This is a genomic window from Pseudomonas serbiensis, assembly GCF_030580745.1.
Lineage (GTDB): Bacteria > Pseudomonadota > Gammaproteobacteria > Pseudomonadales > Pseudomonadaceae > Aquipseudomonas > Aquipseudomonas serbiensis.
The window spans coordinates 100,551-113,805 of sequence record NZ_JAUQOO010000018.1 but is presented as its reverse complement, the minus strand read 5'-3'; the positions used below and the strand labels follow the sequence as shown (position 1 = coordinate 113,805).

At 54.9% G+C, this 13,255-nt stretch carries 16 protein-coding genes, 2 tRNA genes and 2 pseudogenes; 11 read left to right on the top strand and 9 right to left on the bottom strand.

From position 1 onward, the window contains the following. The first annotated feature begins 211 nt into the window (after nt 1-211). The 3 genes from Q6A51_RS21085 (at nt 212) to Q6A51_RS21075 (ending at nt 2,480) form a co-directional block, all read left to right on the top strand. Nucleotides 212-1,426 carry an aldose 1-epimerase family protein gene (locus Q6A51_RS21085; protein WP_304575656.1) on the top strand — a complete coding sequence of 405 codons (1,215 nt, stop codon included), beginning with the start codon at nt 212-214 and terminating at the stop codon, nt 1,424-1,426. Nucleotides 1,427-1,626: 200 nt separating this feature from the next. After that, nucleotides 1,627-1,700 (top strand) — tRNA-Cys (locus tag Q6A51_RS21080). A gap of 135 nt (nt 1,701-1,835) precedes the next feature. Continuing rightward, nucleotides 1,836-2,480: a hypothetical protein gene (locus tag Q6A51_RS21075; protein ID WP_304575655.1), complete on the top strand. Its 645-nt coding sequence runs from the start codon at nt 1,836-1,838 to the stop codon at nt 2,478-2,480. An 83-nt stretch (nt 2,481-2,563) separates the two neighbouring features. Here the strand turns inward: Q6A51_RS21075 and Q6A51_RS21070 are convergent, their stop codons facing one another. Beyond that, nucleotides 2,564-3,346, bottom strand: a complete 783-nt coding sequence (locus Q6A51_RS21070) for a hypothetical protein (protein WP_304575654.1) — start codon at nt 3,344-3,346, stop codon at nt 2,564-2,566. 291 nt (nt 3,347-3,637) lie between these two features. Here Q6A51_RS21070 and Q6A51_RS21065 point away from each other — a divergent pair, with 291 nt between their 5' ends. Next, nucleotides 3,638-3,823: a hypothetical protein gene (locus Q6A51_RS21065; protein WP_304575653.1), complete on the top strand. Its 186-nt coding sequence runs from the start codon at nt 3,638-3,640 to the stop codon at nt 3,821-3,823. Nucleotides 3,824-3,868: 45 nt separating this feature from the next. On the opposite strand, the pseudogene Q6A51_RS21060 reads toward Q6A51_RS21065, so the two are convergent. Continuing rightward, nucleotides 3,869-4,069: pseudogene (locus tag Q6A51_RS21060) on the bottom strand (SOS response-associated peptidase family protein); the annotation flags it as partial. Between the two features lie 51 nt (nt 4,070-4,120). Then, nucleotides 4,121-4,279 (bottom strand): hypothetical protein, encoded by a 159-nt coding sequence (locus Q6A51_RS21055; protein ID WP_304575652.1) that lies wholly within the window; start codon nt 4,277-4,279, stop codon nt 4,121-4,123. 225 nt (nt 4,280-4,504) lie between these two features. On the opposite strand from Q6A51_RS21055, the gene Q6A51_RS21050 reads away from it, so the two are divergent. The 6 genes and pseudogenes from Q6A51_RS21050 (at nt 4,505) to Q6A51_RS21025 (ending at nt 7,090) form a co-directional block, all read left to right on the top strand. Further along, the gene (locus Q6A51_RS21050; protein ID WP_201006755.1) at nt 4,505-4,642 is read left to right on the top strand and encodes a PA0050 family protein; all 138 of its coding nucleotides are present in this window, start codon (nt 4,505-4,507) and stop codon (nt 4,640-4,642) included. 118 nt (nt 4,643-4,760) lie between these two features. Continuing rightward, nucleotides 4,761-5,225: a DUF6998 domain-containing protein gene (locus Q6A51_RS21045; protein WP_304575651.1), complete on the top strand. Its 465-nt coding sequence runs from the start codon at nt 4,761-4,763 to the stop codon at nt 5,223-5,225. Nucleotides 5,226-5,274: 49 nt separating this feature from the next. After that, on the top strand, nt 5,275-5,835 hold the full coding sequence (locus Q6A51_RS21040; protein ID WP_201020255.1) for an HNH endonuclease: 561 nt from the start codon (nt 5,275-5,277) through the stop codon (nt 5,833-5,835). 83 nt (nt 5,836-5,918) lie between these two features. Then, a complete protein-coding gene (locus Q6A51_RS21035) occupies nt 5,919-6,173 on the top strand; it encodes a DUF1652 domain-containing protein (protein ID WP_201020254.1) in 255 nt (84 codons plus the stop codon). A gap of 26 nt (nt 6,174-6,199) precedes the next feature. After that, a pseudogene (locus Q6A51_RS21030) lies at nt 6,200-6,488 on the top strand (tail assembly protein); the annotation flags it as partial. Between the two features lie 425 nt (nt 6,489-6,913). Continuing rightward, complete coding sequence (locus Q6A51_RS21025) at nt 6,914-7,090, top strand: hypothetical protein (protein ID WP_304575650.1); 177 nt, start codon at nt 6,914-6,916, stop codon at nt 7,088-7,090. A gap of 278 nt (nt 7,091-7,368) precedes the next feature. On the opposite strand, the gene Q6A51_RS21015 is transcribed toward Q6A51_RS21025, so the two are convergent. From Q6A51_RS21015 to Q6A51_RS20990, 6 genes are all read right to left on the bottom strand, one after another. After that, nucleotides 7,369-7,454, bottom strand: a tRNA-Leu gene (locus tag Q6A51_RS21015). A gap of 181 nt (nt 7,455-7,635) precedes the next feature. Continuing rightward, nucleotides 7,636-8,691 carry a DNA topoisomerase IB gene (locus tag Q6A51_RS21010; protein WP_201017188.1) on the bottom strand — a complete coding sequence of 352 codons (1,056 nt, stop codon included), beginning with the start codon at nt 8,689-8,691 and terminating at the stop codon, nt 7,636-7,638. A gap of 62 nt (nt 8,692-8,753) precedes the next feature. After that, complete coding sequence (modC, locus tag Q6A51_RS21005) at nt 8,754-9,842, bottom strand: molybdenum ABC transporter ATP-binding protein (RefSeq protein WP_304575649.1); 1,089 nt, start codon at nt 9,840-9,842, stop codon at nt 8,754-8,756. Nucleotides 9,843-9,845: 3 nt separating this feature from the next. Then, on the bottom strand, nt 9,846-10,526 hold the full coding sequence (gene modB / locus Q6A51_RS21000; RefSeq protein ID WP_201017186.1) for a molybdate ABC transporter permease subunit: 681 nt from the start codon (nt 10,524-10,526) through the stop codon (nt 9,846-9,848). Then, a complete protein-coding gene (gene modA, locus Q6A51_RS20995; protein ID WP_201017185.1) occupies nt 10,527-11,294 on the bottom strand; it encodes a molybdate ABC transporter substrate-binding protein in 768 nt (255 codons plus the stop codon). Between the two features lie 109 nt (nt 11,295-11,403). Further along, the gene (locus Q6A51_RS20990; RefSeq protein ID WP_304575648.1) at nt 11,404-12,480 is read right to left on the bottom strand and encodes an NAD(P)H-dependent flavin oxidoreductase; all 1,077 of its coding nucleotides are present in this window, start codon (nt 12,478-12,480) and stop codon (nt 11,404-11,406) included. Between the two features lie 129 nt (nt 12,481-12,609). Between Q6A51_RS20990 and acuR the strand changes: the two genes are divergently transcribed. Next, nucleotides 12,610-13,245, top strand: a complete 636-nt coding sequence (gene acuR / locus Q6A51_RS20985; RefSeq protein WP_201017183.1) for an acrylate utilization transcriptional regulator AcuR — start codon at nt 12,610-12,612, stop codon at nt 13,243-13,245. Nucleotides 13,246-13,255: the final 10 nt, after the last annotated feature.

Sequence of the window (13,255 nt, the reverse complement as noted above, 5' to 3'; positions counted from 1 at the left end):
AGAGCAGGGCGCATGGGCCTGCTAAAAAGTCGGAGTTTAATCGTGAACGATAAACATTTTCAATTGTGGTCGCCGGTTGTGGTCAGTCAGTCGAATCTACAGGGGCGTGTAATTCTCTTTCACGGGTTCAGAGATTTTGACTAGACTTATTGGGTAGCTGAATCGTTTAATCATGTTCAGTTGTCCCCATAATTCCAATAAGGACCACCCCATGAAATCGCTCGCCTGGCTCCTCGGTGCCACTGCCATCGCCTCTGCCTCCAATGCCTTTGCCTGGGACTATGTGCTGCTCGACACCGACAAGGCCGCCCAGAACCAGCAGATCACCAGCGCCCAACTCGGGATCAAGACCGACAAACCTTTCTCCGTGACGATGCGCACCTTGCATGGCGGTCGCCAGGAAGGCGTGAGCATCATCGAGATCGACAACGGCACCATGAAGCTCTCGGTCGTGCCCACCCGTGGCATGAACGTATTACAAGCCTCGGTCGGTGATGTGCGCATGGGCTGGGACTCGCCGGTGAAAGAGGTGGTCAACCCGGCCTTTATCGAACTGAACGGGCGCGGCGGATTGGGCTGGCTGGAAGGCTTCAACGAACTGGTGACCCGTTGCGGTTATGAATGGGTTGGCCATCCGGGCATCGACAATGGCGAACTGCTGACCCTGCACGGCCGTGCGGCGAATATCCCGGCGAACAAGGTAACCCTGCACATCGACGAAAAGCCGCCTTATGCCATTCGCCTCAAAGGCGAACTGAAGGAGCAGGCGTTCAAGAAAGTCGACTTCTCGGTCCAGACCGAACTGGTCACCGATCCGGGCAGCGCAAGCTTTACGCTTAACGACACCCTGACCAACAGCGGCGACTATCCGAAGGAATACCAGGCGCTGTACCACAGCAACTTCAGCACGCCGTTCCTGGAAGAGGGCGCACGCTTCGAGGCCCCGGTGCAGCAAGTCTCGCCCTTCAACGAAAAAGCCAAGGGCGACTTGCCTGACTGGCAAACCTACCGTGGGCCTACACCGGACTACGACGAAACCGTCTATAACGTAGTGCCTTATGGCGACGCCAAGGGCGACACCCTGACGGTATTGCACAACAAAGCCGGTAGCCTCGGTGTAGCCGTGGGCTTCAACACCCGCCAACTGCCAGTGTTCTCCCTATGGAAAAACACCGACACCCGTGGCCAGGGCTACGTCACCGGCCTTGAGCCAGGCACCAGCTTCTCCTACAACCGCCGCTACCAGCGTCCTCTGAAACTCGTGCCGACCATCGCGCCTAAAGAACAGCGCCAGTTCCAGATCAGCTACAGCCTGCTGGCAGACAAAAACGCAGTTGGCACCGCTCTGGAACAGATCAAGAGCATCCAGAATGGCCGTGCAACCGAAGTACGCAAGGAACCGCTGGTGGACCTGAGCAAAGAGTAGGGCCGTCAATGGATGGGCATGTATGGAATTATTTCGTTCTCGTTCTTGACATGCCCAGCCAACCAGTCCAGAATTGCGTCCATTCCTGATTCAGGAACGAGAAAAAACCCTTAAGATTCAATGGGTTGAGGATAAAGCCAAGGCTTGATCCCAAAGAGTTCAAAACGGTTGATGTGGTTGTTGAAGCATCAGGCGTCTGAGGCCGAGTAGCAAAATGGTTATGCTGCGGATTGCAAATCCGTCTATGCCGGTTCGATTCCGACCTCGGCCTCCACTATTGAAAACCCCGTAGATTAACGTCTACGGGGTTTTTTATTGGGCATGGGAAGGCAAGTGTTCTGCAATTCAGCCTGTCGAGCGGCTGATAAACTTGTCTTTTGGCGTTTTAAAGTACATAAGGACATATGTCGTGCGGGTTGTAGCTTTCGTATCGCTTATTGCTGTGATGCTTGCTGGTTGTTCTGGGATGCCTTTGCTTCCATACGAAGAGCCTGCTCAATCAGAGAACTCCGCACGTATTCGGGTTATCACAAACTCCAATGTATATGGTGATAGCACGACTGACAGTTGCGTTCCTGTTACTCGTCACAGGATGGCCCAAGCGGGTCGTTACTTGCAGAGTGGAATGCCGAACCCCAATCATCCCCAGTACCCTCTAAATTCGGCGAGCCTTGGTATGCCGGAAAGAGTTGCTCCTGCCCTTGCTCAGTACATTCCAGCAATTCGGATGGGGCAGGGGGTATATAAAGAGGTTGTGGCGGAGTATCGCGTCAGAACTGATGTGCCATTTCAGATGGCAACGTGGGGGGCTAGTATTGGTGGTCATGGCAGTTCTTCCTTTGCTTGTGCCAGTCAGGCGCTTGCTTTCAAGTTGGAGCCAGGAAAAAACTATGAAGCCTTGGTTGGGGTGGGCAGTAGATCTGAGGGGGAGGGGAGTGAAGTGTTAATGTGCGTGTTCGGAGTAGTCGAACTCGTCTCTATGCTTGGCACTCCCCTTGTGATTCCTGAAAGGATCGTGCCTGTTGTGACCTCGAAAATCAGTTGCAAGAACTGACAGGCAAGGCACGAATGGTGATTGCCTATGTGCAGGCAATGTGCGTGTCACTTGCTGTGCATGGAGGGATTTTTTGCTCTGCATCAGGTTTCTTCATGCGCTAGATGAGGCTTTTTTGAAAAGGGCAGTAGATTGCCTGGGTCCAGTTTGAAAAAAGATTCGGCGTCCTTGTGTGCCGCTTTGCCTTGGGGCTGCTGATACGATTGGCTGGTATCACTGCTTCTATCAGCTTTCGTATTGCTAGCTATTAGGGATGCGCTTCCAAGCAGGAATGCACACACCAGTAGGGCGGCTATCCCGTATTTGATGATTTTTTGAGCGGTGGCTCTTGTTTTCTTGTATTCGTCTTCACCACCTTTTACCAGATTCCATGTGTTTTTCAGGAGGGGTGCTGCTGCGTTACGTATATCAATGCAGCAATCTGATGCGCCTGTATAGTTTTCATTGTTAAAGCAGTTTCTTGCATTGTTGATGTGCGTCATCAAATTTGCTTCGTGACTTTGGCTATCGTTTATATGCTCAGGGTTCAGTCTTAATTGTATTTTTGAGAGGTTTTCAATCGCTTCTATGTATGAGTCTCGCGTGTCGGTTATATAATCTTGGTCGATCTTTATCATCTCTTGGTAGCTATATAGGCTTCGATTCAGTTCTGAATAGTTTTCCGCAGATCTCACCAGATCTTGGACCGCTGCCGTATAGCTTGCAATTTCCTCTCTGAGCCCGTCGATCCAGGATAGACGGAATTCGGATACTTTGTTTTCTTTTGTGCTTACCAGATTGAGAAAAGAAAAGAATCCGGCAAGCAGAGCGGCAGAAATAACGCCAAATGCGATAAATATAGTTGGCGGTATTGAGAAACTGTCCATGTTTTTTCTCTAGATATGTGTCTGAATCGGGTTGGCAAGACGGGTGATTATGCTGAACGCAATTTTAAATAATTCTTATGCATAAGCAATTGTGTTTTAGAATTTTTGTTGAGTTTTCAAGGGTGAGTGTGACTCATCTGGTTCACATCCGAGCTTCTGGCAATGGAACCACCCCCGCCAAACATCCACTCATCCTTCAAGCCGGTCTGCACACCTACCTCGCAATTGAAAACTCATACGCATGGCAATGCCGAAGGTGCGACCAATTTATTTATGACAAAGGAGGGTTGTATGAATCTGATTGCACTATCTGCCTTGCTCGTGGGGGCGTTGGGGTTGGGTATGCTGATCGGTGGGATTGTTCTGATGCGCAGCCCGGCAGTGTTCATTGTGGCGGGGATGGGATTTCTGAGTTGGACCTATGTGGTTTCCAGAGCAACTGATCGCAGGCAGCGCAGGCAGGCTATCAGGGGCTGACGGCCGGTCGAGCCTACGAGTTGCTGATAGGCTCGATCAGGCCAGGGCCCAGAAGGGCGACCACCCCCAGCGCACCCTGTCGACGCGCAATCCATCTTTTGTCGGCCTGATGATTTCTATACGGCTCGAAGGAGCCACGTTGTAGCGCCTGATAGGCTCATGGTCGTATCCACTTACCCGTCGCTTGTCTCCAAGCTCATCAAGGTAGCGGTCCATGCTGTCGTGAATCGAGTAGCGCCCGCACATGATGGTCTCTCATCAAAGTGTTATGCATCTGGTGCGCTCGCCACTTCAGCTCTAATGCTTGCCTTCTTTGCGGGCGGTTTTCTGCGCCGTTGAATCATGCGATGTTCCAGAAGACCCATCTGGACGATGCGCATCGTTATCGCGTTCGACTTCGCCTGATTGGTCTGGCGACGGTACGGCTTTCTTTTTTGTATCGGTGTTCTTTTTCATTACTGCCTCCCAGCCTTGGCTGTCCATTCAAATGAGATTCAGGGCTGCTTGAAAGTGGATGGCGATCCAAGGCGTTGGTTCAACCAGATTTCCTGTGAGAGGCTCGGCGGTCACTGCTGGCAGATCTTGCGACACATCCTGTGATGGGCGAATATTCGGCACCTCTGCGCTTGGCTGCAGAGGGAAGCACGGAATGTTATTGATGTTTCGACCAGGAGGTTGCAAATGAAGAAAGTGATGTTTGCTGTAGTTCTGCTGTGTGGTTTCTCCCTGAATGCCCAAGCCGCGTGCCCGGTATTCGGCCCGTCCAAAGACCCATGCAGCGGTCCGGTGTTTGGTCCGACCACCTGCGTTTGTCCGTAAGATAGGTTGTCTTGCAGGTTCGACTGATGTCGGGCCTGCTCTCTGACGTGGATGCCAGCGTGGGCTTCCGTTCGGGCGTGCATTTGAGGTCTGCTTTTTTCAGGCATGGAACAGGTTGATGAAAGAAGAAATCCAGAAGCAAATTGCCGATGCTCTTGAAGAATTATTTGGTGCGGTATCAAAACTTCAGACGGCTTATCCAGGCAAGCCTTTCACTCTCGACGGAAGACTCGTAGGAGATATTGGAGAGGTGGTTGCAAGCTTGCATTATCGGATCAAGTTGAATGAAGGCCTGACCAAACATCATGATGCCGTCTGCGATGACGGTCGGAATGTCCAGATCAAGACTACTTTTTCTACGAACCTGACCTTTCCCGTGGGGCATGTTCCAGATTATTACCTCGGTATCAAACTCAATCGTGATGGAACCTTTGAAGAGATCTATAACGGTCCGGGGCAACTGATCAAGGACGCATTGAAAAGACGGGCACCAACAAGCACAGGGCTGCATGGGAATATCACGAGTCAGTTGAAGCGTATCAACCTGGACATCCCTGATAGCCAACGTATACCCAGGCGCTAGTCCGCTTATGCGAACCTGATCATGGCTGATGATCAGGCAGGAGTCTTCAATGGGGCTGTCACCAAAGAGAAAAGTGATCAGGCGCGAAGTTGTTCGCAAGGCCTGGCAAGACAATTCGCACTGGATCAAACAGTACGGCTTTTCTGAATACGCACTCGAAGCAGTGTGTGATGACAATGAAGAGTTGCGTATCTGTTGGTGCTGTGGCGATCAGGGATATCAGGAAGTCGCCCACATCATTCCGCATTCTCTGGGTGGAGCTGACACGGTAGAGAACCGATTCCTGCTCTGTGCCGAATGTCATGTGGCGTCACCGGACTGCTACAAGAGCGAGTATTTTGTTGGCTACGTAAACAGAAATGCTGGCAGATTCAGCCGTCTCATGGAAGAAACCCTGCACAGGGCCAGCGAAAGGCTTCTAGCGTTTTTAAACGAGCACCCTGAACTGTCTGACGTAGTTTCAGGCAGGCCACCTCTATCTTTTTCAGAAAACTGTCTGTATCGACGAACCACTACTCATGGTTCAAGTATTTCTCTGAGCACCAGGCTTGCCCGTGCAGAAATGTATGTGGATGAGCTGATTGAGTACGCTCGCGGCCATTTGGGCTGAAAGAATATGCCGACGATCGGCAACAGATTGAGATAATACTTGTCTAGTATTGTCGGAAAGATCTGGCCAGTAGAGGATAAACCATGTATTCAAAACCAGAGCTTCAGCGAGTCCTTGAAACGGCCTTTCTGCCTAGCAGATGCGAATGCGTCATCGCAGGAGAAACCTTCTCGGTGAAGCTTTTCAACCCCGAGTCTGGCGATATCGAGCTGTACGTAACGGGCATGCCTTTATCCGATCTTGCATCCAGCAGGTCCATCGCGCATCTGGTGCTCTCTTTGAGAGAACAGAGAGACCTGATGGCGAAGATGGAGCTGTCGATGAGGCGGTTGGCTTAGACTGGAAGCGAAACACAGGCCGACGCAAGCGTGCTGGGCTGTTGCAAACAATCAATGGTGCTTAATGAGCCCGTTTACGGGGGGAACAACCCGTGGGGCGGCACCGCATTGGCGGCAGGTGGAGTTATCCAGATGCTAAGCCCGCAAGCCTCGTGGCTTTCTCAAAGCGCTGCTTCTGAGAATCTACCGTCCTATGCCTTCGGCAGTGCCAAAAACACAACTGCTGCCGGGAACCCGGTGCCGATCTGCATCGGTGATCGGCGCTGGGGCGGGGCTATTATCAGTGCAGGCATATACGCTGAGGATAAAACGTAATTTACAGCTGAGATTGGCTTGGCGACGTGACCTTAAGCCGCCTCTTGAAATTTGATGTTCTTATGTATCGACCAAGCAACCAAAAGCCCCCGGCAGCTACTATGCCAATTATTGAAAAGACCAAGTCAGCAATTTTCTCACCAGATTCTTGATCCGTTAGGGGAGCGTTTAACATGATCAACGAAGTAGCTATAAAACTCATTACGGCTATAAGCCATAGATAAACTGACACCACATAGAAGGGTATCGACAAAACCGTGCGCATCCAGACGCGGGCCTTTCCCATAAGAAGAGACTTCCGTGATTCGTTAAGTGGGTGGGGTCCATGATAACCGTAAATTTTGCGTCCCCAAAGCACGAACAATATCCAAACGCCATCATCGCATTCCGCCCAAGAGCCGGTTTTTTATTGCCTGGAGAAAAACATGGGCGCAGCAGAGCGTATCGAGATCGTCGGTGCCAAGTGGGGAAGCAACCCCAAGGCCCCTGTTGAGGCCCCGGATAGCCTGTCGTCGACGAACATTGTCAAGATCCTGCTTGCCGTGGGAGAAGGTGAATTTGACGGCACGCCGACGGCGCGCGATATCTACCAAGGCCGGTGATCGATTGATCGTGAACCTGCCAAACGACACAGCCCAGGGCTGTACCGTTGAGTCCGTGAGCGGGCGCGCAGTTACAGTCACAGCCGACTAAGGGGTGCAGCCTGAGCCTCAGTTGCAATGGGCGATTGATTACGAAGACCTGGCCATCCAGTTGTTCCGCGTCCTGAAGACGGTGCGAACGGATGACGGCCAGCAATTGCGGACCACTGCAATTTTCGCAACCCCCAAAAACACCAAAGGCCTGCCGAGTCTCCCCGTGCAAGCCCTTGATTCATATATGGTGCCCCGAGCCGGGGTCGAACCGGCACGTCCAGAGGACGAGGGATTTTAAGTCCCTTGCGTCTACCAATTTCGCCATCGGGGCGGTAGCGCCAAGGCAGGGAATATATACATCCCGTCCCCATGAAGCAAGCGTGCAAGTCCTCTAGATGGCACAAGATGTTACTTTTTCCGCGAAATAAAAAATCTCTGTAAATCATGAGGCTACGAAACCTGCTTGTGATGAAGGTCGAGGTTGCGACCCGCGGCGCTGTCTGCCGCTGGCCTCATGATTTCCTGATGGTCGCGACGTCCTCGATGCTTTGCGCCAGGCTGCGCAGGTAGTGGGCCAGCGCTACTTCTTCAAGGTGCAGGCCTTTGCGCTGCCTGCTACGTGGGAGTTTTGCCAGGTCGCCCAGCAGGAAGCCTTCCAGCACGGCGGGGTGGATGTAGCATTTTCGGCAGATGGCGGGGGTGTTGCCCAGTTGTCGTGAGACGGCCTTGACCATCTCGACGATGTGTTTCTTGGCATCGGCTTCAGGCTCCCAATGCAGTTTGCGCAGGGTTGCAAGGGCCAGCGCGCTGGCGGCCCAGGTTCGATAGTCCTTGGCGGTGAAGTCCGCTCCGGTGAGGTCTTGCAAGTAGGCATTGATATCAGAAGAACTGACGGTATGCCGCTCTCCGTTATCGTCCAGGTACTGGAAGAGGTTTTGTCCCGGTAATTCCATGCAGCGCTTGATCACATTGGCCAGGCGGCGGTCCTTGACGCTGACGCGGTGTTCTATGCCACTTTTACCCCGAAACTCGAAGACGATTTGTGTGCCATGCACTTCCACATGCTTGTTGCGCAAGGTGGTCAGGCCGTACGAGCGGTTTTCCTTGGCGTAGCGGCTGTTGCCGATGCGGATCAAGGTGGCATCGAGCAGGGAAATGACCGTTGCCATGACTTTCTCTCGACCGATGCCGGGTTGTGCCAGTTGGGCTTCGATCTGTTTGCGGACTTTGGGCAGTGCATGGCCGAATTCGATCAGGCGTGAGTATTTGTTCAGGTCGCGGATTTCACGCCATTGCGGATGGTAGCGATATTGTTTGCGGCCTCGGGCGTCGCGGCCGGTGGCTTGCAGGTGTCCGGCCGGGTCGGCGCAGATCCAGACATCGGTATAGGCGGGCGGAATGACCAGCGCGTTGATGCGCTGGATCTCGGCTTCGTCGCGGATGCGCTGGCCGTCGGTATCGAAGTAAGCGAACTTGCCCCGCAGGACCTTGCGGGTGAAGCCTGGCTGGGAGTCGTCGACGTAATGAAGTTCAGGTGCTGCTGTTGAACTGGCGGACGAAGAGGGCATGGTCATGTTTCCAGATCGGTTATCAACACTGACCACGCCTGTTCAAACGGGTGCCAATTATTTCATGCCAGTACCGCAACGGCCTTGATCTGCGCCCAGAGTTGCTGCCCGGGGTACAGTCTCAGGTTGTCGTAGGAATAGCGGGTGATACGCGCCAGCAAGGGTGTGCCGCCTGCATCCAGCCGTACCAGCATGTGTGCCGTATTGTCTGCGGCAACTTCACTGATTACTGTCACGGGCAGTCGGTTTAGGATGCTGCTTTGATCATCCGCTTGCAGGTTGAGACTGACGTCGCGTGCCTGCACCTTGACGCGCAAGCTCTTGCCCTTTTCCAGTTCGGCATGGGCAACGATCAGTGGTAGCCTGCTGTTGGGCAGGGTGATGGTCAGGAGCTGGTAATGACTGTCGTAAGCGCTCACCGTGCCCTCGATCACGACACCGGCATCGTCGCCCATGGCCAGTGGCAGATCGAGTCTGGCCAGGGTTTCTTCGATGGGGCCGCAGGCCAGGACGCTGCCTTCTTCAAGCAGCACCAGATGATCCGCCAGGCGTGCCACTTCATCCTGCGAGTGGCTGACGTAGAGCATGGGGATTTCCAGTTCGTTATGCAGGCGCTCCAGATACGGCAGGATCTCGTTCTTGCGCCGGGTATCCAGCGCGGCCAACGGCTCGTCGAGCAGCATCAGGCGCGGGCTGGTCAGCAAGGCGCGGGCGATGCCGACTCGCTGACGTTCGCCGCCTGAGAGTTTGTCCGGCAGCCGGTCAAGCAGGTGGTCGATGCCCAGCAAGACGGTTGCATGCTGCATCTGGATACTGCGCTGGTTTTTGGGGATGCGGTTCAGGCCGAATTCCAGATTGCCGCGTACCGACAGGTGCTCAAACAGGCTGGCTTCCTGAAAGACATAACCGATGGAGCGCTTGTGTGGTGCGAGGAATATGCCGTTGGCCGAGTCTTGCCAGACTTCGCCATTGACCTGAATAAAACCCTGTTGCGCTTTCTCCAGGCCGGCAATGCAGCGCAGGCAGGTGGTCTTGCCTGAGCCGGATGGGCCAAACAGCGCGGTCACGCCGGTGCCCGGCAAGTTCAGGTCCACATCCACCTTGAAGGTGGGAAAAGCCATCTGCAGGCGAACGACGATGGGCGATGCCATGAATCAGCTCCAGCCTGTTTTGGACTTGCCGCTTGAATAGAGCGCCAAAAGAACCAGAAATGAAAAAACCAGCATGGCGCCAGCCAGCCAGTGAGCTTGCAGGTACTCCATCGACTCGACGTGATCGAATATCTGCACCGACACCACACGGGTTTTCTCGGGAATATTGCCGCCAATCATCAGTACCACGCCGAACTCGCCCACTGTATGGGCAAAGCCCAGAATGGCACCGGTGATGAATCCCGGCCTGGCCAGCGGCAGGACCACATTGAAAAAGGTGTCCCACGGGCCGGCTCTCAAGGTGGCAGCCACTTCCAGCGGGCGCGTGCCTATGGCTGCGAAAGCATTTTGCAAAGGCTGCACGACAAAGGGCATCGAATACAGGACCGAGCCGATCACCAGCCCGGTGAAGCTGAATGTAAGGGTGCCCAGGCCAAGGCTTTGCGTGAGCTGGCCGATAAAACCGTTAGGCCCCAGCAACAGCAGCAGGTAAAAGCCGATGACGGTCGGTGGCAGCACCAGCGGCAATGCCACCACGGCGCCGACCGGGCCTTTGAGCCAGGAGTTGGTCCTGGCCAGCCACAGGGCAATGGGCGTGCCGATCACCAGCAGGATGACGGTTGTCAGCGACGCCAGTTTCAGCGTCAGCCAGATCGCCGCGATGTCGGCACTCCCCAGCGGCATTTACAGCTGATACCCGAAAGACTTGATGACGCTGGCCGCTTGCGGGCCTTTGAGGTATTCGACCAGTGCCTTGGCGGCCGGGTTGTCCTTGCCTTTGTTGAGGATTACCGCGTCCTGTTTGATCGGGTCATGCAGCTCGGCCGGAACAATCCAGGCGGAGCCGCTGGCGAGTTTGCCATCCTTGTAGATCTGCGACAGGGCGACAAAACCCAGCTCGGCATTGCCGGTGGACACGAACTGGTAGGCCTGGGTGATGCTCTGACCTTCGACGATCCTGGCCTTCGTTGCATCGATCAGCCCCAGTTTGCCCAGCACTTGAGTGGCAGCCAGGCCGTAAGGTGCGGTCTTGGGGTTGGCGATGGACAAGTGCTGATACTGGTTGGCCTTGAGCACCTCGCCCTTGCTGTCGACATAACCCTCTTTGGCCGACCACAGCGCCAGCGTGCCGATGGCATAGGTGAAGCGCGAACCTTTGACGGTATCGCCTTCCTGCTCAAGCTTGGCCGGGGCAGTGTCGTCGGCGGACAGGAACACTTCAAAAGGCGCGCCGTTCTTGATCTGTGTGTAGAACTGGCCCGTTGCACCAAAGGCTGCGACCAGCTTGTGCCCGGTGTCTCTCTCGAAATCCTTGGCGATGGCCTGAATCGGTGCCGTGAAGTTGGCGGCGACGGCGACCTGTACCTCGTCGGCAAAGGCGCCGGTCATGCCTAGGGCTGCGATGGCAACGACCAGTGATTTGAGGGTAATGCTTGGCAGGGACACTCGCATGAAACGGCTCCGGGGGTGCTTTGGGGGAGAGTGGGCGCGCAGGAGATTGGCGGCCACTCGCTATATATTTAAATATATAGCGATGACGCGCTCGCAGGGAAGCGCTGTTTCAAATCCCGGAGAGTATTTTCAGCGCATTATCAGCCAGTTGCCGGGTCAGTTCGGCAGCAGACAGCTCATGTTTGATGCCCACGGCCTGGCCTGCCCACAGGTTCATGAAGCCGCCGTTACCTTGTGGTTCTGCCTTGGCACGAAGCGGCATCAACGCACCGCCAGCCAACGGAAAGGCGGGTGCAAGAGCGCTCATCGGGCCGAGTTCGCTCATGATCCGGTTGACTATGCCCCGTGCCGGGCGGCCCGTGAAAATATTGGTCAAGGCCGTCTGGCTGTCCGTGGCGCTGCGCAAGGCCTGATGATGCGGCTTGCTGACCTTGGCTTCGGGGCAGAACAGATACGCTGTTCCCACTTGCACCGCCGATGCGCCCAGGATGAAAGCCGCTGCGACGCTTCGACCTTCTGCAATACCTCCCGCCGCAATGACCGGAACGCTGACGGCATTGGCGATTTGCGGGATCAAGGCAAAAGTACCGACCTGGGTATGGAGTTGTTCGCTCAGGAACATGCCGCGATGGCCGCCCGCTTCGTAACCCATGGCAATAATTGCGTCGCAGCCGTTGCGCTCAAGCCAGACAGCTTCTTCCACTGTGGTGGCCGAGGAAATGATTCTGGCGCCGGTCGCCCTGACTCTTTCCAGCAAGGCTTGCTCAGGAAGGCCGAAATGGAAACTCACTACTTCAGGCCTTAGGGTTTCGACCAGTGCGCAGCTATCTGCATCGAAGGGGGCCCGGTTTGAAACCGGGGTCGGGGCATCGAAGTCGGCCCCCAGTTCCTGATAGTAAGGTCGCAGCGCTTCTTTCCAGCGTTCGGCCCGTTCAGGGTCGGGAGCCGGTGGTGTATGGCAGAAGAAGTTCAGGTTCAGCGGTGCCTGGCTGTGTTGGCGAATCAACGCGACTTCTTCGCGTATTTGCTCAGGGCTCAGCATGGCGCAGGGGAGTGAAGCCAGCCCGCCTGCATTTCCGACGGCAATCGCCATGGCCGATCCAGTGGCCCCGGCCATGGGGGCTTGCAGGATGGGCAGGTTGATCGAGAACAGGTCGAGAATACGTTTGTCAGGCCATGCGCTCATTCCATGGGCTCCATATCGAAGGCAGTAAAGCCGCTATTGAGCGCGCTGCCATCGTCTTTGGCAACCCTTCAGGCAGATGTGGCCTGACGTGGATTTGACTTTAGAGACGGTCGGTCTAATATTGCCGCCATGACTATATTATCCGAGAAACCCAGACGCCCCGGTCGCCCGCCCAAGGTGGACCGAGAGAACCTGGAAACCCGCGAAGCCCTGATCCGCCGTGGCCTTGAAGTCCTGACCGAGCAGGGCTACATGGCCACGGGCATCGATTACATCCTCAAGGAAGTAGGTGTACCCAAAGGGTCTTTCTACCACTATTTTGCGAGCAAGGAAGTCTTTGGCCGTGCAGTACTGGATAGCTACGCCAGTTACTTCGCCCGTCGCCTGGATCGTTGGCTGCTGGATGAAGCGCTGTCGCCATTGGAGCGGCTGGTGGGGTTCGTCCAGAGCGCCAAGAGTGGCATGGCGCGCCATGGCTATCGGCGTGGATGCATGGTGGGGAATTTAGGTCAGGAAATCAGTGTTTTACCTGATGTATTTCGTGTGGAACTTGAAGATATCTTGCAGGATTGGCAGGCAAAACTTGCTCACTGCCTCAAGGCTGCTCAGCAGGCTGGCGAGCTTGCCAGGGATGCCGATTGCAATGAGCTGGCGGCTTTTTTCTGGATCGGCTGGGAAGGCGCGGTGCTGCGTGCGCGACTGGTTAAAAGCGAAAAACCCTTGAATACCTTTATTGCCGGCTTTCTCCGTGGCTTGCCGCAGTGATTGCTCGGGT